This window comes from Rossellomorea sp. LjRoot5, assembly GCF_964253455.1.
In the GTDB taxonomy this organism is placed as follows: Bacteria; Bacillota; Bacilli; order Bacillales; family Bacillaceae_B; genus Rossellomorea.
Window position 1 is genome coordinate 2,502,233 of the sequence record NZ_CAXUQN020000001.1, and the last position, 26,465, is coordinate 2,528,697.

The following is a 26,465-nucleotide window of genomic DNA, read 5'->3' on the forward strand; positions in this document are numbered from 1 at the left end:
ATCGGGCACAACCCTTTTATAAATCGTCAAAAAATAGGACCACATAAAGCGGTCCCACTTCCATTATTCTTTGAGTTGCTGAGGTAGTGTTTGAATTGACGTGATGACAGCATCAAGCTTTGTCTCGATTCGATAAAGAAGATACATCGTGACCACAATCGGAAACCCTACTTCAGAAACTAGTGAAATAATCGGCTCCATTTTCTCCCTCCTCTCATCCTATATATAGGTAGTTGGGGAGAAAATGGGTACACGAACAGAAAAAAAGCGAATCCTGTACAAACCGGACTCGCTTTACCCAACTATAAGTGGTCGTAATAGACCTTTATACTTTAGTATTAACCGTTTAAATCACTGATCAAACTTGAACTTACCAGACCAGCTTCATCTAAAACTTTTTTGATTTGATTTTCTGCATCGTTCAATTTTTCATCAGCTGCTGTGAAATCTGCTTCGCCTTCTTTAGACAGTTCATCAGCTTTCATGTTATACGATTCAGCGAGTGTGGATTGGAATGATTCCACCGCTTCTTTTTGATCTCCAAGACCCTTGGGGATCTCCATGCCTTCAACTGCTTCTGCGGATGCTTTCGCTGATGCTTGAGCAGATTCCTTCAATGTTGCCAATTCGTCTCCAGCTGGAGGCTCTTCACCTGCCATCGCTTCTTCATAACCATTTAAATCAATATCAGCACCGTTAACGGTCGTTGTTAAATTCAAGTAGTAGTCCATTAATTCCCCAGTCGTATCCTTGTTCTCTTCAGTACTTGACGCCTCATCTTTCTTCTCCTTGTCAGAACCGGAGTCAGAACATCCTGCTAATACCAAAGATAAACCAAGACCTAATACCCATACTTTTTTCATGTTTGTTTCCCCTCTCTGTCTATATCTATATGTTTACGTACAGTAAGCTGCTCCACTAGGAAACGCTTACTTTGTCTATAATAAGCCGGCAAAAAGTATCTTATCATGGAGATATACCAATGGTAAAGAAATATTTGCAGATTTCTCCAAAGTTTAAATCTTGTAAATATTTCAAATAAACAGCATTTATTCCCTTCAAATCTCTTATTCAACTGGGTCATTAGTATGAATGCACTGTTAAAAACATTTGAACAAGTTTTCTTCCCATGGTATAACTTATATATACTTACCTTTCGGGGCTGATCGTTGAGCTGGTGCTTGCCTTAGTCTTCAAAACTTTCGGGAGGCGCGTGCCGTCTCCGCTGGGTTCGATTCCCAGGCAGTCCCGCCATTTAGAAGACCTCATCCATACATAGTAAAGAACCCTTATGTTATCCATAAGGATCCTTTTTCTCTATTTCTGCAGTGCTTCCCGTTTCTTCCTCTCTGACGCCTGAACGCCGTCAAACATTATATGAAAGGTTGTGCCCTCTCCCTGATCACTTTGCACCCGGATATCTGCTCCATGATCGCGAAGGATCCTAAGGCATATAGTAAGGCCGAGACCTGTTCCTTTCGTTTTTGTCGTGAAGAAAGGCTCTCCCAGTTTTTCCAGGGTTTCCTTCTTCATCCCTACACCCTCATCCTTAAACATCAATTGCACCTTATTATGGGAATTGAAATCAGCGTGAATGGTAATCGTTCCTCCATGAGGCATCGCTTCTATCGCATTTTTTAATAAATTGATGAAAACCTGCTTCAATTGATTTTCATCGCCGCGGATATACAGCTCTCTCTCATGAAACTCCGTTTGAATTTCGATATTATATAAGATGGCATTCGTATTCAGTAATTTCGAAACATGATCCAGTGTTTCGATGATATTAATTCGTTTATACGTAACAGATTGCGGTTTCGCAAGGATCAACAACTCGCTCAGTACAAGTTCGATCCGCTTGATTTCAGAAAAGACAATCCCTAAGTATTCCTTTGTTTTCTCATCGGCTTCATCTCTTAACAACTGCAGAAATCCATTAATTGATGTCAATGGATTTCGGACTTCATGAGCAATCCCTGCAGCTAATTGCCCGGCAACTGAAAGTTTTTGAGATTCAATAGCCAGGGTTTCATTCATTTCCATCAATTCTTCCTCATTATGTACCCTTTCGGTAATATCTGAAATGGTACCCACTGTACCCAGCAACTCACCATTCCCATTATAGTTCAGCTTAATATTGACCTCTCCCCAACGAAACTGACCATCCCTTTTTTGGTAGGGGATATCCATCCTTGTTTTCTCCCTATGTAAATCGATGCTTTGCCTTACCAGTCGGAGTATTTCATGACGTTCATGGAGGGAAATGAAATGGAGGGCTTTCTTATGCAGGCTTTCTTTGACCGTATATCCCGTAAATTCTTCCCAGGATTGATTGAGGAATTGAAATTCCCCCTTGGCATTTGTGTGAAAAACCACCTCATCAATACTTTGGAGGACGTGTTGCATCTCTTCATTAAGCAGCTTAACCCTTTCTTCACTTGTTCTGAGGGCTGCCAACGAACTATGGCTGATATCATAACTTTTCCCCATATAATAGCTGATGAAAAGTATCAATAGAGTGAAAACCATATCCACCCTTAAATCCACCGGATAATGGAGAACAAAGTAATAAATAAAATCCCATGTAATAACTAATAAAAGTCCAGTAAGTAATGATACGATCCTGCCTGTGAATTTCATCATGCGAGCCTCCTATTTGCACAAGCTTAAAAACAATCGAAATAGAAAGAATTTTCACGATATTTGTTATTTATTAGTATATCATTTCTAATTAATAACAGTATAGAGTCTTTTATAAAAACGATGATATTCTTGTCAGGGACAAAGTCCTTGTCTATAATTGAATAGGATATGCTTTTAAACTGAGGTGAAAAATATGCTAGAAGGTTGGTTCTTATATTTTATCCTTTTTTGGGTCGTTTTTTTAGTGGCTTCGTTTGCGATCGGTGGATTCTTCATGTTCCGGAAATTCTTAAAGAGGTTCCCAAAGGAAGATGGTAAATCTGACTTGGATTGGGAGGAACATTATGTGAACGAAACCATCCATCTTTGGGGTGAAGACGAAAAGAAAATGCTGAATGAGCTGGTTACCCCGGTTCCAGAATTATTCAGGGACGTTGCAAAACAGAAAATCGCCGGAAAAATTGGTGAATTGGCTTTAAAAGAAAGAGCTGGAGCCATAACGAAAGAATTAGTCATCAGAGGATATATTTTGGCGACTCCAAAGCGAGATCATAAATTTCTGAGAAAAAAACTTGATGAAATGCAGATAGAAGTTACACCCTATGAACATTTATTTTAATAAAACAGGCAGGGAATAGAATGGGCTGGATACTTGTCATTCCAATTGTATTATATGTAATCTTTATTGTCGGGGCTGCTATTTTATACGTAAAATGGAAGAATGCAAAAAAAGGTAAACGTTAACCGTTTACCTTTTTTATATAGGCACTTAATCAATGGGATCTTCTGCTTTGCCAAAGCGAATGACGTCGAGAATCGCTTGGCCGTCACTCGGTTTTCCGTCTCCGTTCCTATAAGGAAACAACGAGAAAAAGATGAAGTAAACCGAGAAATACACAAATTGATAGAAAAAGATGTGCACAGGTATCACACCTTCATAAATCAGAAAGTTAATGAATAGTATCGCCACCAGGTTGAATAAACTGCCTGATAAATAGATCAGGACATGCACCCATACCTTGTTGTACTTCAATTCCCGATATTGACACCATCCCTCCATAAAGTACATTCTCTTCACTTCCAAAGGACCAATATTTATCAGGTGTTTACCGGTTCCAATGGCAAACTTTATCTTCGCACCAAATATTCGTGCAATCAATATATGACCCAATTCGTGTAAAATGGTGACTAATGGCAATGTAAGAAAGAAGGCCAGGAAAAAAGTCCAGATATCTGCTAATGTAAACAATCGTAATCCCACCAGTATCATTTATTATTCATTCATCTTCTCCCTCTTTGCCCTAAAAGATTTACTCTTATGCATATTCGTATGCATTGTCATAAAACTGTCACCTTTCAGTAAGATTTACAAAATAAAAAAGCAGGGCGTGTCTCCCTGCTTTTTAACGGTGCATTAAATTGAATTCGTCGTTAAGTCCTGATTTTCCTGATGCAGCTTTCTATATTGAAAATACATGGTTATCCTCCATGGAACGATCATGCCAAAAGCTAGTATCCAGAACATCCCGCTCAGTTCTCCGTAATCAATTGAAGTACTTAGGATCGACTTTGCTACAATTCGAATTAACAGAAGGCCGATCAAAATGAAGGCAAACGCTTTAGAACGCTTTAAATAAATATCATTTTCACGAATTTCAAACTTGGATGTCTTGATTAACAACAGAGAGAATACCATCCCGACAGTAATCGCCTCTAAAAACTCACTCACATTGACCCGAAAGACAGGAAATAAGAACATCAACGCACCCGTACTCATAAAGAGAGGGGGTAAAATAATCTTCTTACCGCTTACCGGCCTTTTCTGAGCCTTCATCCTGATAAATATCACCATAAATCCCATGCAAATCGCTACAATGGATGAAGCAATCATCATAAAGCATCATCATCCTTTTATAATCTACTTTCATACCTTTCCTTATTATAGCCCAAATGCAGGAAAAACGAAAACAGAAAAAAGAGAGAATGAATGGAAGATTCAATCTCTCTCGGTTTATCAGCCTAACACCCTTTTGATGGCTTCGTCTACACGCACTTCGTCAAATGGTTTAACTATGAAGTCCTTCGCTCCGGCTTCAATTGCTTCCACTACCACCTTTTGTTGTCCCATCGCCGAACACATAATAATCTTGGCCTGAGGGAATTCGGTAAGAATCTTCTTAACTGCCTCAATTCCATTCATGTCCGGCATGGTGATATCCATCGTCACCAGGTCAGGGTGAAGCTCACGATACTTCTCCACGGCAATGAGTCCATTCTCAGCTTCCCCAACGACTTCATGCCCGCTGGATGAAAGCATGTTTCCAAGAGTCAATCTCATAAATTTCGCATCATCCACTACAAGAATCGTTGCCACAGATGTTTCCTCCTCGTATACACTATCGATGTCTATTGAGTCTATTTACCTATTTAATCCAATTAAACTATACCATAAATCGTAATATTTATTCAATTTATTCTTTTAATTACTGCCTAAAGTTGATTAAAATCCTTGAAAGCCTCCGAATAGCGTCGTAAAGTAAGCAAGAATGACCGTCATCCAATCAAAGAACAGCATGATTCCTACAGCAATCATGACATATCCCCCTACTTTCACAATTCTTCCACTGTTCTTTCTGATCCACTGCATTCTTCCAATGAAGAATGACAGAATGAAGAAAGGAATGCCAAAGCCTAATACGTATGCTGTCATGTACATGACACCTGAACCAGGATTCGTTGCGGCAAGCGCAAGAACTGAAGCAAGGATCGGACCTGTACAGGGAGTCCACCCTGCGGCGAATGCCATTCCGATCAAAATGGAACCGATAAAGCCCGCAGGTCTATTCTTGAATTCAATTCTGCGATCCTTCATCAAGGATTCCGGAGTGAACACACCAATGACAACCAGGCCAAATATAACAATAAAAATTGCCCCAAGCTGTCTAATAAGATCTTTATAATTTAAAAAGAAGTTTCCAATAAAGGAAGCCCCAAAACCAATCGCGATAAAAATGGCTGAGAAACCAACTAAGAAGAATAATGTATGCAGTAAACTTCTTCTCTGCAACATGGCATTATCCGTTTTCAATTCATTGACACTCATCCCGGTTATGTATGAAAGAAAGGCGGGATATAAAGGTAAGCAGCATGGGGATATGAAGCTTAGGAATCCTGCCCCGAAGGCTAAAAAAATATTAATATCAGACATTTCCACATCTCCTACAATTCAGTATATATATCTATTCTATCAAACAATGCTACAAACTATGAGGGATGTTTATGTGAAAGATTTGTGACTATCTTATTACAATCACCTTTTACTCTTTCATTTGTATTAAAGTCTCTTTTCTTTTTTAAAATCCGATAATTTTACTTTGAAAAAATAGGCTATTTTCGTTATACTAATAAAAAGTTACAGTTATTACTAGTTTTGTATTCCACTTGTCAGGACATACAAAAGAAAGGAAACAGCCGTGTCTAAAAAAGAGCTTCTCGAACGAATTGAAAAAAAGCGTACTCAATTAATTGATATTGTTGCTGAAAATGGACTGACGTCACCTCAAGCTATTCAATTTAGTCAGGAACTTGATCGTCTGTTAAATAGCTACAACTCACAATACATAAAAAAATGCTACACACCCCAAATGAGCTGAACTAAACCTTTCATCCAAATAAACAATACTAATATAATGCTAAATATGAACAGGGAGACCCAAATAAAGGGTCTCCCTGTTGCATGATTTATTACCAAAGAATAGGAATGGATCCTGAAGCACCAGCCCCATCTTCTGTCGAAGTTCTGCCATTGGATAGGTTTTGGCAAAAGAACTATATTAAAAGAACCTCTCTAATCATGATTAGAGAAGCTCTTTCATATAGAAGTATTTTAATGTATTTGTACAAATGGTTCCTGGTCCACTTCTTTGACAATGGTGGCTTTGAGACCTTTAGGGGTTTTCACATAAAGGTAAACCGGTGTATGAGGGAAGTAATCGACGATTTCAGGACCAATCGCCTGTGCAAACCCAATTAATTCGGTTTCTTTCACCATGCCTGTATGTACATCGATGACCAATTTATTTAGCGTATCCTTTTTATACAATCCTTTACCCACAAATTCAATATCCTGATGAGAGAAATACTTTGACACATAATCTTCAAGATCCCGGATCCGGTTATATAAATCCCGGTCCTTCTCTTCTCCTTCATCACTAGGGAAGTAATAATATTTGTCGGATACATCATCCCACTTTTTGATTTTCCTATCATTCTCATCTAAATAGGTTGTGGCGATATAGTTACCTGAAACAACGCTGTTTAAAGGTTGTAGTTTGTAAATCGAAATCATAATGGGTACATTTTTCAATTCTTTATTTGCCCTTACACGGCGGGCCACTGTTCCAGCTACTTTTTTCCCGTATTCTTCCATCATTTTTTCGTTAATGTTCGCTTCGTCAAAATGCATAAGCTTCTTATCATCTTCCACCCTGATATAATCGATGGAGTTCATCGCAAGACCAAGGGAAATTCCCTTGATATTCCCTTCTGCGTCTACATAATTCTGCTCATGAATATAAGCAAGGTACATTGGGTTTTTCTTTTCCAGCTCCATCTGTTGTTCCCATGACATATCATCGGTAATCTCCAATTCAGGGTTAAGACCTGCCTTATTGGATTTAGACTTTCTCCCTAACCATGAGCTTAGATTCTTTAAATACTGCCCTTCCTGGTAGACATACTTTTCAGGAGAAAAATGTTCAGTGGATAAGGACATAAGGCCCGTCTCAATTTCATCCATATCACTGCGGTTATTGATAGTCATTGTAATAAGACCGCGATTTACCGACTTTTTTTCTTTGTTTACTTTATAATTTAAATATTCACGTGCATCACTTGCTGCACTATTTTGAATTTCAAGCGTTTCTTCATCTATCACTTCTTGAGGCTTATTGCTGCATCCGGCAATAAGAATCAAAAGGGACAGAGATACAATCATCCATTTTTTCATATGACTCCCTCCGGACTATATTTTATCATACATTACATTTCAATCAGCCTGATAATCTTTAAGTTTTTATGAATTCACGAAAATAATCCCATTATCCTACCTAATCTTATAAAATCATCTGTACACACCCTCATATCAGGATGCCCCAACAATAGAAAAAGCACTCATCACCTGAGTGCTTCCATCTATTACTTCATGTTCTTATTCATTGCATTCATCATCTGATTGATTTTCTTCTGGGATGGTTTTTGCCCCATTTGCATCATCATCATGCGTAACATTTGCTCGTTAATTGGTGGATTTTTCTTAAGATAGCTCATCATATATTTACGAGCAATGAAAAATCCTAGTGCTACTCCGGCAAGTAATGCCAGAACGCCTACTAGAATAAGTAATCCAGTCGTTCCCATACTCTTACTTCCTCCTTCATGTTGTCCTTTTAAAAGTGTACTAAACCCTGAAACATTATACAATATTTTGGTCGAAATTTCATATTAATATATAAACTTTCTTTGTTTTATTGGTTTTAACCAGCCAAAACGTTCATTTTTGATATCCATTGCCAATAACTGACCCATATTCCTTCGTAAAATTTCAAAAAAGATATATTCAGATTCATCGTGTCCCCAGGCATTCAAAGACATTGACTTTTCATTCAGAACGAGTGTCGCGCCTGATTCTTCTTTTTCGATTGTCGCCACGGAGTTTATCCAGGCTGCCTCTTTAACCTTCGTGATTTCGTGCTGAAGGAGTCTTTGTGTAGGAAGGTATGGAATCGGTTTCGTAATGTAATCTACTTGTTTCGAGACGATTTCGTGAAGATCACCTGTACTCGCTTCCCAATCAGAAAACAATTGATAGAACATTCTTTCACGACCATAGTAGTGTTGAACAAACAACTCTTCAATCCAATAGATTTGATAATTTCGCACCTTTACTCCCTCCTACCTTTCTTTCATATAGTATAAATCAACTAGAAGGGAGTCATTGTCATAAATTGTTGAAAATCTGCACTAGTTTTGTCGAACCTATTCTATCTCTTCTGAATATTAAGGGACGGAACGAAGTATTTATACGTTACTTGTTCTATACCCAATCTCTTCCACCCTTACTCCTATTGTGTTCACCCAAAAGAAAAAGGCCAACTCCTTAGAGGGTGTAAGGAGCCGACCTTTTCCATTCACGATTATTGAAGTAAAGCTTTGATTCTAGATACCACATTTTCAGAAGTGAAACCATATTCTTCCATTACCTTCGCTCCTGGGGCAGATGCACCATAACCATTGATTGCCAGGATGTCACCTTCATCGCCAACGTAGCGATCCCAGCCCATCGGAGAGCCCATTTCGATAGCCAGGCGTTTTTTCACGCTCTTAGGCAGGATGGATTCTTTGTATTCTTTTGATTGCTTTTCGAAACGATCCCAAGATGGCATGCTCACAACTGAAACACTGATGCCGTCTTTTTCAAGTGCATTTTGCGCATCTACCGCAAGATGCACTTCAGAACCAGTCGCAATCAAAAGGGCATCAGGCTGTTCTTTACCCGAAGCTGAGACAACATATGCTCCTTTGTTAACCCCGTTATAGGCTTTATCAGCCGTACCTTTAAGCGTTGGTAGATCCTGACGGGATAGAACCAGCATCGTAGGCTGATCTTTAGATTCTAACGATAATCTCCAGGCGGCAGCCACTTCATTACCGTCACCAGGTCGAATGACTGACAGGTTAGGCATTGCACGCAGGGATGCAAGCTGTTCAACAGGTTCATGGGTAGGTCCGTCTTCTCCCACAGCGATACTATCATGTGTGAATACATACGTAACAGGTAAGCCCATTATTGCCGCCAAACGGATAGCAGGTCTTAAATAGTCACTGAATACAAAGAATGTCCCACCGAATACATGAAGCCCTCCGTGCAGTGCCATACCATTCATGGCACCACCCATACCGAATTCCCGGACTCCGAACCAGATATTGCGGCCTTCATAAGATTCAGGCATGAAATCTTTCTCATCTTTAATCATCGTTTTGTTTGATCCTGCCAAGTCAGCGGAACCACCGATGAATGAAGGGAGGTTTTGAGCAATGGCATTCAACACTTCCCCTGAAGAAGCTCGGCTTGCCAATGCTTTTCCTTCTTCATATACCGGGATGTCCTTATCCCATCCTTGAGGGAGTTCGCCTTTGATCGCCGCTTCTAATTGAGTGGCTAGTTCAGGGTGTTCCTCTTTGTATTTAATGAATTGGTTGGCCCAATCTTGTTCTTTCTCAGAGCCAGCTTGTTGGATCTTTTCCTCAAAGCGGCTATATACCTCATCAGGCACGTGGAAATCCTGATCGAATGTCCACTTGTACGCTTCTTTCGTAAGCTTCATTTCATCTTCACCCAGAGGTGCACCATGAACAGCAGATTTACCTGATTTATTCGGAGCTCCGTACCCAATGACTGTCTTAACTTCAATCATTGTCGGGCGGGATGTATCCCCTTGACCTTCTTCAATCGCTTTGGAAATTTCGTCAAGATCATTTCCATCCTCAACACGAATATACTGCCATCCGTATGATTCAAATCGTCCCTTAACACTCTCAGAGAATGACTTATCCAACTCTCCGTCAAGTGAAATATCATTGGAATCATAAAGAACAACAAGGCGTCCTAATTTGAGATGTGCTGCCAATGAAGCAGCTTCAGAGGAAACACCTTCCATTAAGTCCCCATCTCCACAAATGGAGTATGTAAAGTGATCGACCATATTATATTGGTCTTTGTTATATGTAGTGGCCAGATGTCTTTCAGCTAATGCCATACCAACTGCCATTGCAATCCCCTGTCCCAGCGGGCCAGTCGTTGCTTCTACACCAGAGGTATGCTTGTACTCCGGATGTCCTGGAGTCTTACTTCCCCATTGGCGGAAATTTTTAAGATCATCCATTGAAACATCATAACCAGAAAGATGGAGTAGGCTGTACAACAGCATCGAACCGTGTCCCGCAGATAAGACAAAACGGTCGCGGTTGAACCATTCTGGATTTTTAGGATTATGATTCATGAACCTTGTCCAAAGTGCATACGCCATTGGAGCTGCCCCCATAGGCATTCCCGGGTGCCCGGAACCTGCTTTTTCAATCGCATCGATTGATAATGTACGAATTGTATTAATTGCTAATTGATCTGTTTTATCAAACATATGTCAGACATCCTTCCTTTTAATGTACCTTATTAATATTAATCTTCTTTGATAGTTTATACAACTATCTTGAATGATAACATGACTTTATGATCGTTGAAAATAAAAACCCTTCAAATCTTATGAGGGAGGAAAATGAATCAAAAAACTTCCAGGACCTATCAAAATTGGCCTGGAAGTTTTTTGATTAATGCATTTTTTTCTTATTCTGTATATCTTGGATCTTTTTAGGTGTTACTTCATTTCCTTCCGGATCAAAGATTCTTGTATTTTCAATTGTGCCTTTCATCGATTGACGGAACGTTTCTAGATATTCTTTTCTAAGTTTGGTCTGTTCTTTCGCTTCCTGCTCAGTTAGTCCGCTACTTTTGGACTTTTTGGCAAGTTCGTTGATTCTATTCATTTTTGATTTTGAAAGCATCTATAAAAACTCCTTTATTGCATAGTTTGCAAACTCTAAAACATTCTAAAAGCAGTGTATTACATTACCGTCATGTTACTAGAATAAAGGGTATAAAACAAGGGTTATGCATGATCAAGGGACACCATATATTCCTTGAAGCGTCTATGTACCGTAGCTTTGGATACATCGTATCCAAATCCCCTAAGAGTAGCTGCAATCTCAGCGAAGGTTAATTCATTTTTCCTTAATCGCACGATTTCTTCGACCGGCACCTCAATGCGTTCCCTTCCTTCCACATTTCCTTTGTTTTTTAAATTTTTATGAGGCTGAAAGCCATTTTCCACAGCCCGCTTCATACCCCGCTTAATTTTAAGGTTATGAAGTTTACGTTGATATTCCTCCACCATACTGACAATGTTGATGACCATAGAATCGGATTCGGATAAGTGTAATTCTCCACTATGAGTCTGACTGATGATTTTCACTTCCTCTTTTAACAGACAGTGAATAAGGGCGATCTTGGCATTTCCCCTGCCGATTCTTGTCTCGTCCTGGATAAGCACAGCCTCAATTGATTTATCTCTGACCAGGTCCAAAAGTTCCAAAACACCTGGACGGTCCAATTCAAATCCGCTCGCCTGATCCCTGATGACCGCATTTACTTCATAATGATGTTCGTTCGCCAATTTAACCAGTTCTTCTTCCTGCCGTTCCAATGATGTTTCCTGTGTGTTTTTCTTAGTACTTACTCTGCAGTATATGACTGCTTTCATCTTCTATCCCTCTATTCTTTGTTCATGACCAGTTCGAAATCTGATTGAGATGATATTGTTGGATTTTCAATAGGTAACACAAGTGATTCACCAGGTTTGATGGTAAAAGAGGTCAATTCGTTCTCTTCGCCAACCCAGGCGATAAATTCTTCCACTGTCATAGAATATTCTTCATTATACTGTTTGGCAATAGTCCAAAGAGTATCACTCTCCTCTACTGTGATACTTTGGAAGGAAGGTTGATCAGTCATATTGATTAATAAATAGCAAGCTGCTGAAAGGACTAAAACAAATAATATAATAATGTAAGAGAATCGATTCCAAATATGTGTTAACATAAAATTACCCCCATACGAACGTTTGTTCTGTTTTGTGTTTTCATTGTAATACGAACACTCGTTTGGTGTCAACAAAATTCGAACTTATGTTTGTATCAATAGTGGTGACATGCTATAATGGGAACATAAGATCTATAATAGAGGTGCGTGAACATGACAAAATTGTCGAAGAGACAGCAGGACATACTACAATATATTAAAGTTGCAGTCAGAGAAAAAGGGTATCCCCCTTCCGTACGTGAAATCGGGGAAGCTGTCGGTCTTGCTTCCAGTTCCACTGTACACGGACATTTAGCCAGGCTTGAAAGTAAAGGTCTGATCCGTCGTGATCCGACTAAACCGAGAGCGATAGAAATTCTGGACCTTGAAGAAGATACGATACCGCGACAACGTGTAGTAAACGTCCCTTTAATCGGTAAAGTCACAGCAGGTCAACCGATAACGGCTGTTGAAAATGTGGAAGAATTTTTCCCTCTGCCCGAGCGGATGGCCCCTTCGGATGAGCAGGTCTTCATGCTTGAAATCATGGGTGACAGTATGATCGAAGCCGGCATATTGGATGGGGATTTTGTCATTGTTCGCCAGCAGCAGACAGCGAACAACGGAGATATCGTCGTTGCCATGACCGATGAAGATGAAGCAACGGTCAAACGTTTCTTTAAAGAAAAGGATTATGTGCGTCTGCAGCCAGAGAACTCAACAATGGAACCAATCATTTTACGGAACGTCTCCATTTTAGGTAAAGTGGTTGGAGTGTATCGTCAAGTTCATTGATAGTGGCATTCGGTATGCTTAGGGCATGCCAGAAACTATTATCAGCCGGTTATCATAATAATGAAAAAAAGCCTGAGGTTGGAAGTCGAAACATTCCATCCCCAGGCTTTTTTTGATATCGTTTCCTTCCCTGATTCCCTTCTTCCCCCCTATGAATACAGCCTGAACTTTGTGTAAAAAACCCTCAAAGATATATCGTTGAGGGTTCCTGGTAATTAATACATTTGAATGTACTGTTCACGTTCCCAAGGATGTACTTGTGTACGGAACATATCCCACTCGATTTCTTTCGCTTCCACGAAATGTTCGAATATGTGTTCCCCAAGGGACTTAACAATTACTTCACTTGTTTTTAATGTTTCAAGAGCTGCATATAATGTTGCAGGAAGATCTACGATACCTGCTTCTTCACGCTCTTTTTTGTCCATTACATAGATGTTGCGGTCAATTGGCTTAGGAGCCGGTAGGTTATTCTTAATTCCATCTAATCCTGCCGCAAGTAAAACAGCCATTGCAAGGTAAGGATTTGCCGCTGGGTCGACACTGCGGACTTCAACGCGTGTGCTCAGGCCACGGGAAGCAGGGATACGGATTAACGGGCTACGATTACGCGCAGACCAGGCAACATAGCAAGGTGCTTCGTATCCTGGAACTAAGCGCTTATATGAGTTTACAGTCGGGTTGGTAATCGCTGTAAATGCAGTGGCATGCTTAATGATACCAGCAAGGAATTGACGGGCAGTATCGCTTAGTTGCAAGTCACCTTTTTCATCAAAGAAAGAGTTCACTCCATTTTTGAACAAGGACATATTACAGTGCATTCCTGAGCCATTTACACCGAATAATGGTTTCGGCATGAATGTAGCGTGCAAACCGTGTTTACGGGCAATCGTTTTTACTACCAGTTTGAATGTCTGAATATCATCACAAGCTCTTAATGCATTGGCGTATTTGAAATCGATCTCATGTTGTCCGGGAGCTACTTCATGGTGAGATGCTTCGATTTCAAAGCCCATCTCTTCAAGTTCTAAAGCGATATCACGACGGCAGTTCTCCCCTAAATCGGTAGGGGCTAGGTCAAAATAGCCACCGTTATCATTTAATTCTAACGTAGGTTCGCCATTTACATCTAATTTAAAGAGGAAGAATTCCGGCTCTGGCCCAAGATTGAAGTCAGTGAACCCAAGTTCCTCCATTTCACCTAAAATGCGTTTTAGGTTATTACGGGGGTCTCCCTCGAACGGAGTGCCATCCGGATTGTAAATATCACAGATCAGACGGGCTACCTTACCTTTTTCAGCTGTCCACGGGAAAACTAACCATGTGTCTAAATCCGGGAAGAGGTACATATCTGATTCTTCGATACGGACGAATCCTTCAATGGAAGAACCATCGAACATCATTTTGTTATCTAATGCTTTTTCAAGCTGACTTAGAGGGATTTCTACGTTCTTGATCGTCCCTAAAATGTCGGTGAATTGTAGTCGAATGAACTTAACTCCTTCTTCATTCGCTAATCTTGCAACATCTTCCTTAGTATACTTTGCCATTTACGTAATTCCTCCTCAAGTTTATTAAAGGGTTTATTTAATGAAAGAAGCGGGACATATCTCCTTGACGCAGAGATGATCGATTGAATCGACCGGAATGGATCAATTCATTGCGAAGTAATTTACGCAGCTCGTCGTCAGATAGATCCTGTCTTGCTTTTTCTTCCTTTTCATTACTTACGTCAGATACGACTTTGCTTTCATTATGACCGGATACAGAAAAGATCTTCTTAATCCCTGCCATGTTGATACCTTGATCTAACAGATCCTTTACTTCTAATAACTTATCAATGTCATTCAAGGAAAAGAGCCGGCGATTCCCCTCGGTCCGTGCCGGGTTTATCAGTTGATGCTCTTCGTAGTATCGAATCTGACGAGCTGTTAAGTCCGTGAGCTGCATGACAATACTAATTGGAAATAATGCCATCGTTCGACGAATTTCACTTCCGCTCATCTTGATTCCTCCTTCTGTTTTCCATCTTGAATTCATTATATGTAATGTCAGGAGTTCTGTCAATCAAATGTGAGTTTTTCTTACATAAGTAATCAAAAGAAATGGATAGTCTATTTTAGACTATCCAATTACTACTTTTATATCCTTTTTATATGGTGATTAAACCTTTTTCAATTAAGTTGTCCACCGCAGAGCAAACGGCGATTTTCACATGGGAGTATGTCAACCCGCCTTGAACATAAGCTATATAAGGTGGTCTTATAGGTCCATCCGCCGATAATTCAATGCTCGCTCCCTGAATGAACGTTCCTGCGGCCATGATGACATCATCCTCATAGCCCGGCATATAGTTCGGATACGGCGTGAAGTGAGAATTGATCGGTGAGGCTGATTGGATTGCCTGACAGAAAGCGATCATCTTTTCCCTGTCATCAAATTGTACCGATTGAATTAAATCCGTGCGCCTGGCATGAGGTGAAGGATCCGTATTCATACCAATCTCGGTCAGCAGAGCCGAAGTAAAAACCGCTCCTTTTAATGATTGCGCCACCACGTGAGGAGCTAAAAAGAACCCTTGATACATTTCTTGAAGACTGTACAGAGACGCCCCTGCCTCCGCCCCGATCCCCGGCGAGGTCATACGGAAGGAACAGGCTTCTACATATTCTTTCTTTCCGACGATATATCCACCTGTTTTCGCAAGGCCACCCCCGGGATTTTTAATAAGGGAGCCGGCCATTAGATCCGCACCGACGTGACATGGTTCTTGCACTTCGACAAATTCCCCGTAGCAGTTGTCTACAAATACAACAATTCCAGGGTCAATCTCTTTAATGAAATCAATCATTTCCTTTATTTCTTCAATGGTAAAGGATGGCCGGTTGGCATACCCTTTTGATCGCTGGATACCCACCATTTTTGTCTTTGTTGAAATGGTCGTTGCCACCTTTACGAAATCTACTTTTCCTGACTCATCTAAATCAACGCTCTGATAGTGGATATGGAAGTCTTTGAGTGAACCTGTACCCTTTCCTCGGCTTCCTACAATTTCTTCTAATGTATCATAAGGTTTCCCCGTTATGTACACCAGTTCATCTCCCGGTCGGAGTATACCGAACAAAGCGATGGAGATGGCGTGGGTACCAGAAATGATCTGAGGCCGCACAAGCCCTGCTTCCCCGCCAAATACATCTGCGTATATGCTTTCCAGGGTGTCCCTTCCTGCGTCGTCATAGCCATAGCCTGTGGACGGGATGAAGTGAGAATCGCTTACCCGGTGCTTCTGAAACGCTCTTAAGACGTTGAACTGGTTGCTTTCAGATCGTTCATCGATTTTTTTGTGTATGTCTTTGATATCCGCTTCCACTTTTGTTACAAGTGATTGTAATACCGTTCCATTTACTAATTGTTCAAACATTTAGTGTTGTTTCCCTTCTACTTTTGAAATTTCTTGATGCTTCCTGCGATCGGATGATCTTCAAGGTAAAATCCGGTCATTTCATATACTTGACTTGCTTCTTGGAATTCCAATTTTCTCAAGATGGTTTCACTCTTTAATTGGGATAGAATTTTCCCTTCATTCACAGGGACAAACACATGATAAGGTATCATTTGATTCTTTACGATTTCTTCTATCTTAATAAGTAGCTTCCCTCTGTCCTCTTCGTTCAAGGCACTAATGAGGATGGTTTCTGATTCGCTGTCGGGAACAAAATCGGGATCCATTTCATCCCGCTTGTTGTATACCGTTAGCTGCTGCAGCCCATCCATTTCCAGATCTTTCAATAAGAATTGCACTGTCTTTTCGTGTTGACTGTAGTCAGGATTTGAACTATCCACAACATGAAGAAGGAGGTCAGCCTCTTTTACTTCTTCAAGGGTAGATCGAAATGCCGCAACCAGCGTGGTCGGTAAATCTTGAATGAACCCTACGGTATCTGTGAGTAACGTGGAATATCCACTGGGCAAAGGCATTTTCCTCGTCATCGGATCCAAAGTCGCAAATAATTGATTTTCTTCATATGAATCAGCCATTGAAATTCGATTGAACAACGTGGATTTTCCAGCGTTTGTGTATCCGACGAGTGCAATCTGGAAAGCTTTGTTCCGCTTTCTTCTCCCCCGGTACCTTTGTCTATGATCAACTATGGTTTGTAATTGCTTCTTTATATCGTCAATCCTTTTATGGATGTGTCGACGATCACTTTCGAGCTTCGTTTCACCGGGCCCCCTGGTGCCTATCCCTCCACCCAGTCTTGAGAGGGATGCCCCCTGACCGATGAGTCTTGGCAGCAAGTACTGAAGCTGGGCAAGTTCTACTTGTAATTTCCCTTCTCTTGAGCGGGCTCGCTGTGCAAAAATGTCCAATATCAGTTGTGTACGGTCAATCACCCTGCCGTTTAATTCTCTTGATAAGTTGCGAATCTGACTGGGGGATAGTTCATCATTAAAGATGATGATGTCCGCTTCAAACTGCTCTTCCAACAGGACCAGTTCCTCCACTTTACCCTTTCCGATATACGTGCTTGGATGGATCTTGTCGCGTTTTTGAATAAGAGTGGCAGCAACTTGACCTTGAGCTGTTGCTGTCAGCTCTGCAAGTTCCGTTAAACTATACTGAAAACTCAGGTCATCATCGTGCAGTTGACATCCCACCAGAATGACTTTTTCTAGATTTTCATTCTTCAAAAAACAACCTTCTTTCTTTCCGTTTCATTCTATTTCCCATCATATCAAATCCACATCGTAAACTCTATGTAAAAAGCAATGAAAAATGGTTGCAAATAAGCACATACGTGTTAAAATCAGTATGTTTGATTATGACATAACACTACTTCAAGATTCTACATAATGGCATGTAGCATATTGTAATAGGGTGAGGAGGAATGTGTATGACGTGGGAAGTACTGAGTATCATCGGTACCATTGCTTTTGCTATTTCAGGAGCTATCATTGCCATGGAAGAGGAATATGATATCCTCGGTGTTTATATATTAGGAATTGTCACTGCATTTGGAGGAGGCGCCATCCGGAATTTACTGATCGGTGTACCCGTTTCCGCTTTATGGGAGCAGGGAATGTTGTTTCAGATTGCCCTTCTCTCCATTACAGCAGTCTTTCTGTTCCCGAATAATCTTTTGAAACATTGGAGGAAGTGGGGGAATTTCTTTGACGCGATCGGTCTATCGGCTTTTGCGATTCAGGGGGCGTTATATGCTTCTGAAATGAACCACCCCATCAGTGCGATCATCGTGGCTGCCGTTTTAACCGGTAGTGGTGGCGGAATTATCCGTGACCTTCTGGCTGGCCGGAAACCTTTAGTCCTACGGTCGGAAATTTATGCGGTATGGGCAGTTTTATGTGGAGCGGCGATCGGACTTGGTATAGTGAATTCAGCGTTAGAGCTATACTCCCTTTTCATCATTACGACAGCTTTACGTGTGCTCTCCTACCTATATAAATGGAGGTTACCAAATAGAAGTTTACGGGCTCATGTTTAATGATAAAAGAGGCTGGGACATAACTAAATCCATTTCTTCTAAAGGCGAACAATCATAAATTCAGTTAGGATTGCTTGCTACACCGCTTTTGATTTCCGTGCAAGACTTCGCTTTCCTCGGGCGGAAAGCGAGCACCTGGAGCGGAAATCAACCACTACTTACTACATCTTAAAGCAACGATGTTTACGTAAACACCCAATGAAAAATCCGAACGATTTCGATTTTCAAAAAAGAATTTCGAATAATCGTTCGGATTTTCTTTCAACTAAATACTTTTGTCCCAACCTCTTTTATTATTCGATATACTAAGTATGGTTATCGGACGCCGTTTTGGTAAAGACCAGGTCATTGCTACGGATGGTTAAGAGATCATGTCGATCGTAACAATTCTCCAATAAAAGCCTCATCGCTTGAGATCGTATCGATTTTTCAAGTACATTCCGAACATACCGTCCATTGGAAAACGCCATTGGAGATAATGTGTTTTTTGCCGCACTCAAATGTTCACGGATCTTTCTTTCGGCATCATGACTCAATAAGTACTGCTTTTCATCCAGCATCCTTTTGCCGATTTCCATCAGCTGATCTACAGAATAATCAGGGAAATGAAACACAAGGGGAAATCGTGATTGCAATCCTGGATTCAAGGTAAGGAAGTGCTCCATTTCCCTTGAATATCCTGCCAGGATCAAGATAAAGTCATGCTGCCTATCTTCCATATGTTTCACAAGGGTATCAATGGCCTCTTTTCCAAAATCCTTTTCTCCGCCTCTGCCCAGTGAATACGCCTCATCAATGAATAGGATTCCTCCCAGTGCCTTTTTCACTAAATCCCTTGTTTTCTGAGCCGTATGACCAATATATTCACCGACCAGGTCAGCCCTCTCAGCCTCGATTAAGTGTCCTTTCGAAAGCACGTTCATCTTTAAAAACAGTTTTCCGATGATTCTCGCCACCGTCGTTTTACCAGTCCCCGGATTCCCTTTGAACATCATATGAAGTGCTTGTTTTCCTGCCTTCAGTCCCATGGCTTCTCGTTTTTTATTCACATATATCCATGCATAAATTTCTTTCACCATTTTTTTCATTTCTTCCATTCCGACAAGAGATCCAAGTTCTTCTTCAATTTCTTTCAACGCTACATGCTCTTGAGGAAGAGACTGAGGAGTCGAATCTACGGTTTCTCGTACTGAACTCCTTTTTTGTGAATTCAATACTATACTGATTTGTCCGTTATTTTTCATTCTCATTGGTTGATCCAAAGATTTCACCTCACCATTCTAAAGACAATATACGCTTCTAAGATTTAAGGGTGATAAACGTCTATTGTTTTACCTGATTTATTTCGACAAATAAAAAGAATCCTGTCTATTCCTGCGCTTTCCCGAGAAATAAATAGAATTACGCTGAATGCATTTTCATTTCGGACTCACTATTTTCGGTAATACAGTTTGATAATCTTCAATACCATATTGGTGATTACTATTTCAGGGTCCATTTTTTAGTTAATGAAGAGATAGAACGCTGAAAATTAAAGCCTCTCTTATTATCCTATTCACTTACGGTACATTTCATTAATTATTCTTGCATTCATCCCGTCCGGTCAAATATAAAAAGCTGCCACAAAGGGCAGCTTTCACATGAACATTAATTTTGCTCTTCAAAATTTATTTGAACATTTCGCTGCGGGGCGAATGTTGAGATGGCATGTTTATATACCAGTTGCTGTTTACCTTCTGTTTCAAACAGGACGGTAAAATTATCAAACCCCTTTACCTGGCCGCGAATCTGGAAGCCATTTAAAAGGAATACCGTTACGAGTGAACTGTCTTTTCGCAATTGATTTAGGAATTGATCTTGGATATTAATAGATTGTTTCATGGTTAGTCCTCCTCTTCTATCTCTACATTACTTATTCGACTTTAATTGAAGCTTTCCTGCAATAAATTCTGAAATGTCCTCAATATTTTTGCTGTGTAAACTTTCTTCTGTCATATCATACCAGGCAACATCCATTTTATTTCGGAACCAGGTAAGCTGACGCTTGGCGTATCTTCTGGAGTTTTGCTTAAGGTTCTCTATGGCCGTTTCCAGGCTGACGGTACCTTCGAAGTAATCATAAAGTTCTTTATATCCTATCGCCTGTACAGATTGAACGTCTCTAAGCCCTCCATCATATAACGCTTTCACTTCTTCTAAAAGTCCTTGCTGTATCATCAGGTCAACCCGAAGATTGATTCTCTCATACAGTTTTTCCCGATCCATGGTTAAACCAATTAACGCCATATCATACTGAAGCTCGTGAGTTTGGGAACTTTGATACTCACTCATCGTCTTACCGGTACAATGGAAAATCTCCAATGCACGGATCACACGCCTCGTATTGTTAGGATGAATGTTGCTGGCTGAAACCGGGTCCACCTTAACAAGCTTATGATGAAGCCAATCAGCATCATGCATTTCAAGCTCCGCTTCTAACTTTGTGCGAAAATGTTCATCGCCCGGCATTTCTGTGAATTGATAATCGTATAAGACAGCCTGAATGTAAAGACCTGTCCCACCTACTATCAAAGGGATCTTCCCCCGTGAATGAATGTCGGATATTTTCTTCCTTACAAGATTCTGAAACTCCGCCACTGAAAAAGAATCTTCAGGCTCTTTTATATCAATCAAGTGGTGAGGTACGCCTTCCATCTCTTCCGTGGTGATTTTTGCAGTTCCGATGTCCATCCGCTTATATATCTGCATGGAGTCCCCACTAATGATTTCTCCATCAAATCGTTTTGCAAGGCTTATACTTGTACTGGTTTTTCCTACTGCTGTCGGACCAATAAGGACAATCACTTTCTCTTTATTCAATCTTGTCATACATTCACTGCTTTCTATGTAACTGTTTCTTTACATATTATCGTACCATAATAATAGAAGGTTTGAAATCACATCTTGTCAGTATCTCCATTTACTCCGGTCTTATTCAAAAAACAAATTGCCATGAAATGAATGTACCCGTTTCTTACCATTATAAAACGTTCTGATGTAACGAGGAAAATATAACTGAGGTTGGAATAAAAGTGTTTGGTTAAAAGAAAATCCGAACGATTCGAAATCGTTCGGATTCATCATTTAGGTGTTTTCGTAAATACTGTTGCCTTTGGATGAAGTGAGTAGAGGTTGATTTCCGCTCCAGTTGCTCGCTTTCCGCGGGGCTGGCGGTGAGCCTCCTCGGCTGCGCCTGCGGGGTCTCACCTGTCCATCGTTTCCCGCAGGAGTCGAACAACTTCCGCTACAATCAACTTTCCAAGCGTAAGGGTACACTATAACATTGTAGCGTCCACCATTGAATACACCTATTAGTTACAGTGACAGATTCCTGTTAATAATAAAAATATTCTTTCTTACTTTATGTGAATGATCCATTCTTCTAAGACACACCTCTAAAAAGGACCGAACAAAGGAAAATAATAGTCTGTGTATGAATAACTGCCTTGGTGAAACGGGCCTTTTATTATTATTGCTAAAGCATATTCAGTGCATATAGCATGATCTAGCTATTGATTGGAGTGCAAGACGAAGACTCCTACGGGAAAAGCGGAATAGGTAAGACCCCGCAGGAGCGAAAGCGAGGCCACTGATAATATACCGATTATTTGATTTGTAAAACAAAAGTGGGTTTTAAAGAACACAAAAAGAGTGTATTTTTGGGTTTTCCTCCCATAATACACTCTCATTTTTATTTCTTTCTTACTTTTTTTCGTTCATTAGTTTTATTATTCGCTTGATATTCACCGCGAAGATGGAGGTGGCTCCTTGGATATGCATACCTAATAGACCCGCGGCGTTGGCTTTATCGTACCCGTGTCTGTTTTTGAGTTCACTATTCTTAGCCTCAATTTTATATCGAGAACGTGAGAGTTCTTTGAACTCTTCGGAATGTTGGAATGTCTCGTGCTCCGAATGTTCCTTTGATTTAATGGTCAGAGAGTAGCTCTTTGTCTTCGCCCCTTCTGTGTAACATCCTTCTCGAATCGGACACTCTTTACATTCCTCAATGTCCCAATAGAATTTTATTCGTGTGTTACGATTCTTGTCTCTTTTTTTTATGTGTCCACTGTTTTTAGACAAGTGTCCCGCGGGACACATATAGCGACCTGCATCTTTGTTATAAACGAAACTGTCATCTTTTCTTCTGCCATTTGTAATAAGGGGATGCAGCTTAGAAACGAGCTTAAGTTTTTCTTTATTGGCATAAATGAGATTTTCTTTTCGAGAGTAAGCTTTGTCACCAATGACTGCCTCTATTTCAACTCCATTTTTTTTCGTTTTATCAATTAAGTCAGGAAGATAGTTACCATCCGATTTTTCTCCGGAAGTAATAATAGCCGCTGTGATGATTCTTTCATCCGAAAGGGCAAGATGGGTCTTATATCCATGAAAAGAATGGTCTTCAGATTTGTGTCCGACTCTCGCATCAGGATCCGTTGAAAAATGGGTATTATACTTACTATCTTCAACGGCTTCCTTTAAAACGTTAAGCTTTTCCTTCACGGATGGGACTTTTGCAATTTGTGGAGATCGTTCAACCACAGACACTAACTGTTCGGTGTATGTAAGTTCTTCTTGGTAGCCCCCGTCAACTGGTTTACTAGGGAAACTTTCTTTCATTTTCTCATCATATTGGTAAATCGTCTTACGAAGCTTTTTGGACAATTCTTGTAAGTATTGTGTAGCTGATTTTGAGTTATATCGAGAACTAGTATGAGTGGCGTCTAGGATAATGGATTTTCCTAATAAAAGATTGTGCTCAAGGGCTATTTCTACCGTCTTTCCGATTAGTAAATCAAGTAATTTCATATCCTTAATACGCAGTCTTCGAAATTTAGTAAGAGAACTTGGGTCAATTACAGGCTCCTCAGGAGCGAGATCTAGAAAGTATTTAAATGACAAATCGTATCGAGAGCGTTCGACAACATCGACATCTGATAAGTCATAAAACACTTTCAGTAAGAGGTATTTAAACATTCGAATAGGTGGAATGGCGTTTCTACCATTATCAATACTATAATTTTTTTTAAGTTCATCCAGTATAAAGGAGAAGTCAACGAGTTCTTTCGTTTGTCGCAGTAGGTTATCTTTTGGAACTACGAGGTTGTACAACTCGTAATATGGACTTAAAACTAATTCTTCTTGTTTTGATAACATTGAGAACACCACCTATTCACTAATACTTTAATTATAAAATAAAACAGTCAGACAATCCTCATTTTCATGAAGATTGTCTGACTGAAATTAGACTTTTTCAGTGGCCTCAGCGAAAGCTGTGAGGAGGCTTGCCTTCCGCCCGAGGAAAGCGAAGTCTTGCACGGAAATCAATAGCGGTGTAACAAGTGATCCTAACTAATTTTTTGATTGTTCGTCATTAGAGGAAATGGATTTAATTATGTCCCAGCCTCGTTTAAACTTATTACGGTTTTAATATCAATTGATCACCTTTTGAACCTGCAAGTGAGGTTTTATGGTAATCTCCATTTACCCACGCGTCAATTTGATCTTGATACCATTCACTCTTGAAATGACCCGCCTGCCCCGGGCCGACAATATGATAGCCGTTCTCCATATCGGAAGTATCAATCACGAATCTCCATGAAGCACCGTGATTCACGATACCTTCCTCATTATAACTTGCAGCCTCCACTGTTACCCTGCTTCCTCCCACAGGTACAGGCCCTCTTTCGTTCAAGAACTTTTTTAAGATTGGCGAAGCACTTGATAATGGATGTTCAAAGTACACTTTATGATACATTCCCCACTCCCATTCATTCACAGAAGATCCATATGCTTCCTCAATCTCATTCAGAGCATTTGTAAGGGATGCGGCCAGAAATGATTTGTATCCGCCCCGATCTGCAAACCACTGGGATTCGTCTCCTGTATGGGCTTTTCGAATAAGTTCATCGACAACACTTTGACGTCCTTCAAAGAGCTTCATCATATCATCAGGTACGACCTTTTCAAAAAGCTCCGTTGATATTTCGTTCATCCACTGATGAAAAATCAGGGGTGCCGCTAAGTTTTTATCATCAAGATAGTTCCACGATTTTAGAATCTCAATGGCTTTTTTTTGCTCATCGGTCAATGACCCGGTCTCCAAATCCTCAGTAAGGATTGGTACAAACTCACGTGCGTGTAAATTCTTCTGATCCATTTGCAATGCTTTCATATCAGAAATCGTAAGTTCACTTTTTCCTTCTAAGTATTCTGAAATTCTCATATATCGATACGGTTGTGCCCAGTGATGACTGATATGGTAAGGATAATCATCATCCACTACTTTATTATTCGCAGTTGCCACAAAGCCTGATTCAGGATTGATCACCTTCGGAAGTTCGTCAAAGTGTATGAACCCCTGCCAATCATAATCAGGGTCCCATCCCGGGACAGGCAGTAGCCCATCCCCTCTCTTCCTGATAGGAATCTTTCCATTTGCCTTGTATGCAATCGTGCCATCTTTAGAGGCAAATACGAAATTCTGGGTAGGAACATGAAAGTCCTCCAGGGCTTCTTCGAATTCACCCCAATTCTTTGCCTTATTGATATTGATGATGGCAGAGAGCTCAAGACTCGGATCCAGTGCGGTCCATCTCATGGCCATCACTTCTCCTGCCTCACCTTGATGAGCAAACTCCGAAATCACCGGCCCATGTCTCGTAATTGTGACTTTATAAGGTATGGTCTCACCATCCTTGACTTTAATTGGTTCTTGTACGATGGTTGCCTTTTCCCATTTCCCATCATATAAAAACAGATCTGGATCTTCCTCGCTACGTTTTTCAATATACAAGTCCTGTACATCGGGACCCGTGTTGGTGACCCCCCATGCAATCTGTTCATTATGACCCAGGATAATCCCGGGAATTCCGGCAAAGATCACTCCACTTACATTGACTTCAGGTGATTCGAGCTGCATTTGGTACCATATGGAAGGTGTCCCCAGTGATAGATGAGGATCGTCTGCCAGTAACGGTTTTCCGCTTTTCGTCTTATCTCCGCTGACAACCCAGTTATTGCTTCCATTAAATTCCGTCGGTATGACTGCTGAAGCGAAGGATTGCTTTAAATCAACCTGTACCTCCCCAATATCTGAAAGAATGGTAGGCGCATCTTTCGGATAGGTCGGAAACAGGTCATAAGCCTTCTCCTTCGGCAGATTCTCCAACGCCCAATACCTGAAGGCCTGGCCCTGCCAATGCCCCCCCAAGTCGAAAGCCATGTATTTCCCGATGGTCAAAGAATCAATCGGTGTCCATTTCTCAGGTTTGTAACCTAATAGAGTGAATTCAATAGGAAGCCTTCCCCCGTCTTTCGCCTCTTCCATATACGCATTGACTCCCTCGGCATACCACTCGAGAAGCTGCTTTGCTTCATCCGGATAGGCAGTAAAGGATACCTCTGCTGCCCTCCTTAAACCAAATGTACGGAAGAACTTGTCCCTATTCACCGCCTTTTCTCCGACAACTTCACTCAATCTTCCCGATGCCTGGCGCCTGCTTAGATCCATTTGGAACAAACGATCCTGGGCTTGAACATATCCTTGTGCCATATAGAGATCTTTTTCATTTTGAGCGTGAATATGCGGCACGCCATCTTTATCTCTTATGACCTTCACATTCTTTGACAAACCATTCATCGTTATTGTGCCTGTCGTAACAGGAAGGGATCTGTCAATGTAATAATTCACAAAGATTAATAGCCCGAGCAGAATGAACAATATACTTCCTGCGGTCCACAGCGTTATTTTAAGACGCTTCTTCTTTTTCTGATGCTGAAGCTCAATG

Annotated in this window: 27 protein-coding genes and 1 tRNA gene; 5 read left to right on the top strand and 23 right to left on the bottom strand. The window is 40.6% G+C overall.

Annotation, left to right across the window (positions count from 1 at the left end; genetic code table 11):
* Window positions 1-63: 63 nt before the first annotated feature.
* Both ACSQ2E_RS12895 and ACSQ2E_RS12900 read right to left on the bottom strand, forming a co-directional pair.
* Window positions 64-201 (bottom strand): YvrJ family protein, encoded by a 138-nt coding sequence (locus tag ACSQ2E_RS12895; protein WP_435991079.1) that lies wholly within the window; start codon window positions 199-201, stop codon window positions 64-66.
* 137 nt (window positions 202-338) lie between these two features.
* Entirely contained in the window at window positions 339-863 is a 525-nt protein-coding gene (locus ACSQ2E_RS12900) for a hypothetical protein (RefSeq protein WP_435991081.1), read from the bottom strand.
* Window positions 864-1,158: 295 nt separating this feature from the next.
* On the opposite strand from ACSQ2E_RS12900, the gene ACSQ2E_RS12905 reads away from it, so the two are divergent.
* Window positions 1,159-1,254 (top strand) — tRNA-Sec (locus ACSQ2E_RS12905).
* A gap of 63 nt (window positions 1,255-1,317) precedes the next feature.
* Here ACSQ2E_RS12905 and ACSQ2E_RS12910 read toward each other — a convergent pair.
* On the bottom strand, window positions 1,318-2,643 hold the full coding sequence (locus tag ACSQ2E_RS12910; protein WP_435991084.1) for an ATP-binding protein: 1,326 nt from the start codon (window positions 2,641-2,643) through the stop codon (window positions 1,318-1,320).
* A 193-nt stretch (window positions 2,644-2,836) separates the two neighbouring features.
* Between ACSQ2E_RS12910 and ACSQ2E_RS12915 the strand changes: the two genes are divergently transcribed.
* Entirely contained in the window at window positions 2,837-3,262 is a 426-nt protein-coding gene (locus ACSQ2E_RS12915) for a DUF2621 domain-containing protein (RefSeq protein ID WP_435991086.1), read from the top strand.
* A 150-nt stretch (window positions 3,263-3,412) separates the two neighbouring features.
* Here ACSQ2E_RS12915 and ACSQ2E_RS12920 read toward each other — a convergent pair whose 3' ends face one another.
* The 4 genes from ACSQ2E_RS12920 to ACSQ2E_RS12935 all read right to left on the bottom strand — a co-directional run bounded on the left by ACSQ2E_RS12920 (window position 3,413) and on the right by ACSQ2E_RS12935 (window position 5,851).
* Window positions 3,413-3,892 carry a site-2 protease family protein gene (locus tag ACSQ2E_RS12920; RefSeq protein ID WP_435991088.1) on the bottom strand — a complete coding sequence of 160 codons (480 nt, stop codon included), beginning with the start codon at window positions 3,890-3,892 and terminating at the stop codon, window positions 3,413-3,415.
* Between the two features lie 165 nt (window positions 3,893-4,057).
* Window positions 4,058-4,537 carry a CcdC family protein gene (locus tag ACSQ2E_RS12925; protein ID WP_034759886.1) on the bottom strand — a complete coding sequence of 160 codons (480 nt, stop codon included), beginning with the start codon at window positions 4,535-4,537 and terminating at the stop codon, window positions 4,058-4,060.
* A 120-nt stretch (window positions 4,538-4,657) separates the two neighbouring features.
* Window positions 4,658-5,017 (bottom strand): response regulator, encoded by a 360-nt coding sequence (locus ACSQ2E_RS12930; protein WP_435991090.1) that lies wholly within the window; start codon window positions 5,015-5,017, stop codon window positions 4,658-4,660.
* A 126-nt stretch (window positions 5,018-5,143) separates the two neighbouring features.
* Window positions 5,144-5,851 carry a cytochrome c biogenesis CcdA family protein gene (locus ACSQ2E_RS12935; protein ID WP_435991092.1) on the bottom strand — a complete coding sequence of 236 codons (708 nt, stop codon included), beginning with the start codon at window positions 5,849-5,851 and terminating at the stop codon, window positions 5,144-5,146.
* A gap of 265 nt (window positions 5,852-6,116) precedes the next feature.
* On the opposite strand from ACSQ2E_RS12935, the gene ACSQ2E_RS12940 reads away from it, so the two are divergent.
* Window positions 6,117-6,296, top strand: coding sequence for a Spo0E family sporulation regulatory protein-aspartic acid phosphatase (locus tag ACSQ2E_RS12940; RefSeq protein ID WP_435991095.1), 180 nt, complete (start codon window positions 6,117-6,119; stop codon window positions 6,294-6,296).
* 233 nt (window positions 6,297-6,529) lie between these two features.
* Here ACSQ2E_RS12940 and ACSQ2E_RS12945 read toward each other — a convergent pair whose 3' ends face one another.
* From ACSQ2E_RS12945 to yneA, 7 genes are all read right to left on the bottom strand, one after another.
* Entirely contained in the window at window positions 6,530-7,651 is a 1,122-nt protein-coding gene (locus ACSQ2E_RS12945) for a CamS family sex pheromone protein (RefSeq protein WP_435991097.1), read from the bottom strand.
* Between the two features lie 188 nt (window positions 7,652-7,839).
* The gene (locus tag ACSQ2E_RS12950) at window positions 7,840-8,061 is read right to left on the bottom strand and encodes a YneF family protein (RefSeq protein WP_034759902.1); all 222 of its coding nucleotides are present in this window, start codon (window positions 8,059-8,061) and stop codon (window positions 7,840-7,842) included.
* 84 nt (window positions 8,062-8,145) lie between these two features.
* On the bottom strand, window positions 8,146-8,583 hold the full coding sequence (gene sirA / locus ACSQ2E_RS12955) for a sporulation inhibitor of replication protein SirA (protein ID WP_435991099.1): 438 nt from the start codon (window positions 8,581-8,583) through the stop codon (window positions 8,146-8,148).
* A 254-nt stretch (window positions 8,584-8,837) separates the two neighbouring features.
* Entirely contained in the window at window positions 8,838-10,841 is a 2,004-nt protein-coding gene (gene tkt / locus ACSQ2E_RS12960; protein ID WP_435991101.1) for a transketolase, read from the bottom strand.
* Between the two features lie 187 nt (window positions 10,842-11,028).
* On the bottom strand, window positions 11,029-11,262 hold the full coding sequence (locus ACSQ2E_RS12965; protein ID WP_435991103.1) for a DUF896 domain-containing protein: 234 nt from the start codon (window positions 11,260-11,262) through the stop codon (window positions 11,029-11,031).
* Between the two features lie 104 nt (window positions 11,263-11,366).
* A complete protein-coding gene (locus ACSQ2E_RS12970) occupies window positions 11,367-12,017 on the bottom strand; it encodes a YneB family resolvase-like protein (RefSeq protein ID WP_435991105.1) in 651 nt (216 codons plus the stop codon).
* A gap of 11 nt (window positions 12,018-12,028) precedes the next feature.
* Entirely contained in the window at window positions 12,029-12,355 is a 327-nt protein-coding gene (gene yneA / locus ACSQ2E_RS12975; protein ID WP_435991107.1) for a cell division suppressor protein YneA, read from the bottom strand.
* Between the two features lie 153 nt (window positions 12,356-12,508).
* Between yneA and lexA the strand changes: the two genes are divergently transcribed.
* On the top strand, window positions 12,509-13,129 hold the full coding sequence (lexA, locus tag ACSQ2E_RS12980; RefSeq protein ID WP_034759911.1) for a transcriptional repressor LexA: 621 nt from the start codon (window positions 12,509-12,511) through the stop codon (window positions 13,127-13,129).
* 215 nt (window positions 13,130-13,344) lie between these two features.
* Here the strand turns inward: lexA and glnA are convergent, their stop codons facing one another.
* From glnA to hflX, 4 genes are all read right to left on the bottom strand, one after another.
* Window positions 13,345-14,679: a type I glutamate--ammonia ligase gene (gene glnA / locus ACSQ2E_RS12985; protein ID WP_435991109.1), complete on the bottom strand. Its 1,335-nt coding sequence runs from the start codon at window positions 14,677-14,679 to the stop codon at window positions 13,345-13,347.
* Window positions 14,680-14,716: 37 nt separating this feature from the next.
* The gene (locus tag ACSQ2E_RS12990; RefSeq protein ID WP_060673272.1) at window positions 14,717-15,133 is read right to left on the bottom strand and encodes a MerR family transcriptional regulator; all 417 of its coding nucleotides are present in this window, start codon (window positions 15,131-15,133) and stop codon (window positions 14,717-14,719) included.
* A gap of 148 nt (window positions 15,134-15,281) precedes the next feature.
* Window positions 15,282-16,550 carry an aminotransferase class I/II-fold pyridoxal phosphate-dependent enzyme gene (locus ACSQ2E_RS12995; RefSeq protein ID WP_435991112.1) on the bottom strand — a complete coding sequence of 423 codons (1,269 nt, stop codon included), beginning with the start codon at window positions 16,548-16,550 and terminating at the stop codon, window positions 15,282-15,284.
* A 17-nt stretch (window positions 16,551-16,567) separates the two neighbouring features.
* Entirely contained in the window at window positions 16,568-17,821 is a 1,254-nt protein-coding gene (hflX, locus tag ACSQ2E_RS13000) for a GTPase HflX (protein WP_435991113.1), read from the bottom strand.
* A 203-nt stretch (window positions 17,822-18,024) separates the two neighbouring features.
* Between hflX and ACSQ2E_RS13005 the strand changes: the two genes are divergently transcribed.
* Window positions 18,025-18,633 (top strand): trimeric intracellular cation channel family protein, encoded by a 609-nt coding sequence (locus ACSQ2E_RS13005; protein ID WP_435991115.1) that lies wholly within the window; start codon window positions 18,025-18,027, stop codon window positions 18,631-18,633.
* A 305-nt stretch (window positions 18,634-18,938) separates the two neighbouring features.
* On the opposite strand, the gene spoVK is transcribed toward ACSQ2E_RS13005, so the two are convergent.
* From spoVK to ACSQ2E_RS13030, 5 genes are all read right to left on the bottom strand, one after another.
* Window positions 18,939-19,895 carry a stage V sporulation protein K gene (gene spoVK / locus ACSQ2E_RS13010; protein WP_435991117.1) on the bottom strand — a complete coding sequence of 319 codons (957 nt, stop codon included), beginning with the start codon at window positions 19,893-19,895 and terminating at the stop codon, window positions 18,939-18,941.
* A gap of 385 nt (window positions 19,896-20,280) precedes the next feature.
* Complete coding sequence (hfq, locus tag ACSQ2E_RS13015) at window positions 20,281-20,514, bottom strand: RNA chaperone Hfq (RefSeq protein ID WP_034759923.1); 234 nt, start codon at window positions 20,512-20,514, stop codon at window positions 20,281-20,283.
* Between the two features lie 27 nt (window positions 20,515-20,541).
* Window positions 20,542-21,501, bottom strand: coding sequence for a tRNA (adenosine(37)-N6)-dimethylallyltransferase MiaA (miaA, locus tag ACSQ2E_RS13020; protein WP_435991120.1), 960 nt, complete (start codon window positions 21,499-21,501; stop codon window positions 20,542-20,544).
* A gap of 873 nt (window positions 21,502-22,374) precedes the next feature.
* Window positions 22,375-23,832 (bottom strand): IS1182 family transposase, encoded by a 1,458-nt coding sequence (locus ACSQ2E_RS13025; protein WP_435989382.1) that lies wholly within the window; start codon window positions 23,830-23,832, stop codon window positions 22,375-22,377.
* A gap of 262 nt (window positions 23,833-24,094) precedes the next feature.
* Window positions 24,095-26,464 carry a penicillin acylase family protein gene (locus ACSQ2E_RS13030; RefSeq protein WP_435994530.1) on the bottom strand — a complete coding sequence of 790 codons (2,370 nt, stop codon included), beginning with the start codon at window positions 26,462-26,464 and terminating at the stop codon, window positions 24,095-24,097.
* Window position 26,465 lies beyond the last annotated feature (1 nt).

What these genes read in the sequence shown, in the direction of transcription:
- ACSQ2E_RS12990 (WP_060673272.1), bottom strand. Translation starts at nt 15,133, where the DNA reads ATGAGCGGAAGTGAAATTCGTCGAACGATGGCATTATTTCCAATTAGT.
- lexA (WP_034759911.1), top strand. Translation starts at nt 12,509, where the DNA reads ATGACAAAATTGTCGAAGAGACAGCAGGACATACTACAATATATTAAA.
- ACSQ2E_RS12950 (WP_034759902.1), bottom strand. Translation starts at nt 8,061, where the DNA reads ATGGGAACGACTGGATTACTTATTCTAGTAGGCGTTCTGGCATTACTT.
- ACSQ2E_RS13005 (WP_435991115.1), top strand. Translation starts at nt 18,025, where the DNA reads ATGACGTGGGAAGTACTGAGTATCATCGGTACCATTGCTTTTGCTATT.
- ACSQ2E_RS12970 (WP_435991105.1), bottom strand. Translation starts at nt 12,017, where the DNA reads ATGAAAGCAGTCATATACTGCAGAGTAAGTACTAAGAAAAACACACAG.
- glnA (WP_435991109.1), bottom strand. Translation starts at nt 14,679, where the DNA reads ATGGCAAAGTATACTAAGGAAGATGTTGCAAGATTAGCGAATGAAGAA.
- ACSQ2E_RS12965 (WP_435991103.1), bottom strand. Translation starts at nt 11,262, where the DNA reads ATGCTTTCAAAATCAAAAATGAATAGAATCAACGAACTTGCCAAAAAG.
- ACSQ2E_RS12995 (WP_435991112.1), bottom strand. Translation starts at nt 16,550, where the DNA reads ATGTTTGAACAATTAGTAAATGGAACGGTATTACAATCACTTGTAACA.
- ACSQ2E_RS12925 (WP_034759886.1), bottom strand. Translation starts at nt 4,537, where the DNA reads ATGATGATTGCTTCATCCATTGTAGCGATTTGCATGGGATTTATGGTG.
- ACSQ2E_RS12945 (WP_435991097.1), bottom strand. Translation starts at nt 7,651, where the DNA reads ATGAAAAAATGGATGATTGTATCTCTGTCCCTTTTGATTCTTATTGCC.
- miaA (WP_435991120.1), bottom strand. Translation starts at nt 21,501, where the DNA reads ATGACAAGATTGAATAAAGAGAAAGTGATTGTCCTTATTGGTCCGACA.
- ACSQ2E_RS12915 (WP_435991086.1), top strand. Translation starts at nt 2,837, where the DNA reads ATGCTAGAAGGTTGGTTCTTATATTTTATCCTTTTTTGGGTCGTTTTT.
- ACSQ2E_RS12900 (WP_435991081.1), bottom strand. Translation starts at nt 863, where the DNA reads ATGAAAAAAGTATGGGTATTAGGTCTTGGTTTATCTTTGGTATTAGCA.
- yneA (WP_435991107.1), bottom strand. Translation starts at nt 12,355, where the DNA reads ATGTTAACACATATTTGGAATCGATTCTCTTACATTATTATATTATTT.
- tkt (WP_435991101.1), bottom strand. Translation starts at nt 10,841, where the DNA reads ATGTTTGATAAAACAGATCAATTAGCAATTAATACAATTCGTACATTA.
- ACSQ2E_RS12910 (WP_435991084.1), bottom strand. Translation starts at nt 2,643, where the DNA reads ATGATGAAATTCACAGGCAGGATCGTATCATTACTTACTGGACTTTTA.
- ACSQ2E_RS12895 (WP_435991079.1), bottom strand. Translation starts at nt 201, where the DNA reads ATGGAGCCGATTATTTCACTAGTTTCTGAAGTAGGGTTTCCGATTGTG.
- ACSQ2E_RS13025 (WP_435989382.1), bottom strand. Translation starts at nt 23,832, where the DNA reads ATGTTATCAAAACAAGAAGAATTAGTTTTAAGTCCATATTACGAGTTG.
- hfq (WP_034759923.1), bottom strand. Translation starts at nt 20,514, where the DNA reads ATGAAACAATCTATTAATATCCAAGATCAATTCCTAAATCAATTGCGA.
- ACSQ2E_RS12935 (WP_435991092.1), bottom strand. Translation starts at nt 5,851, where the DNA reads ATGTCTGATATTAATATTTTTTTAGCCTTCGGGGCAGGATTCCTAAGC.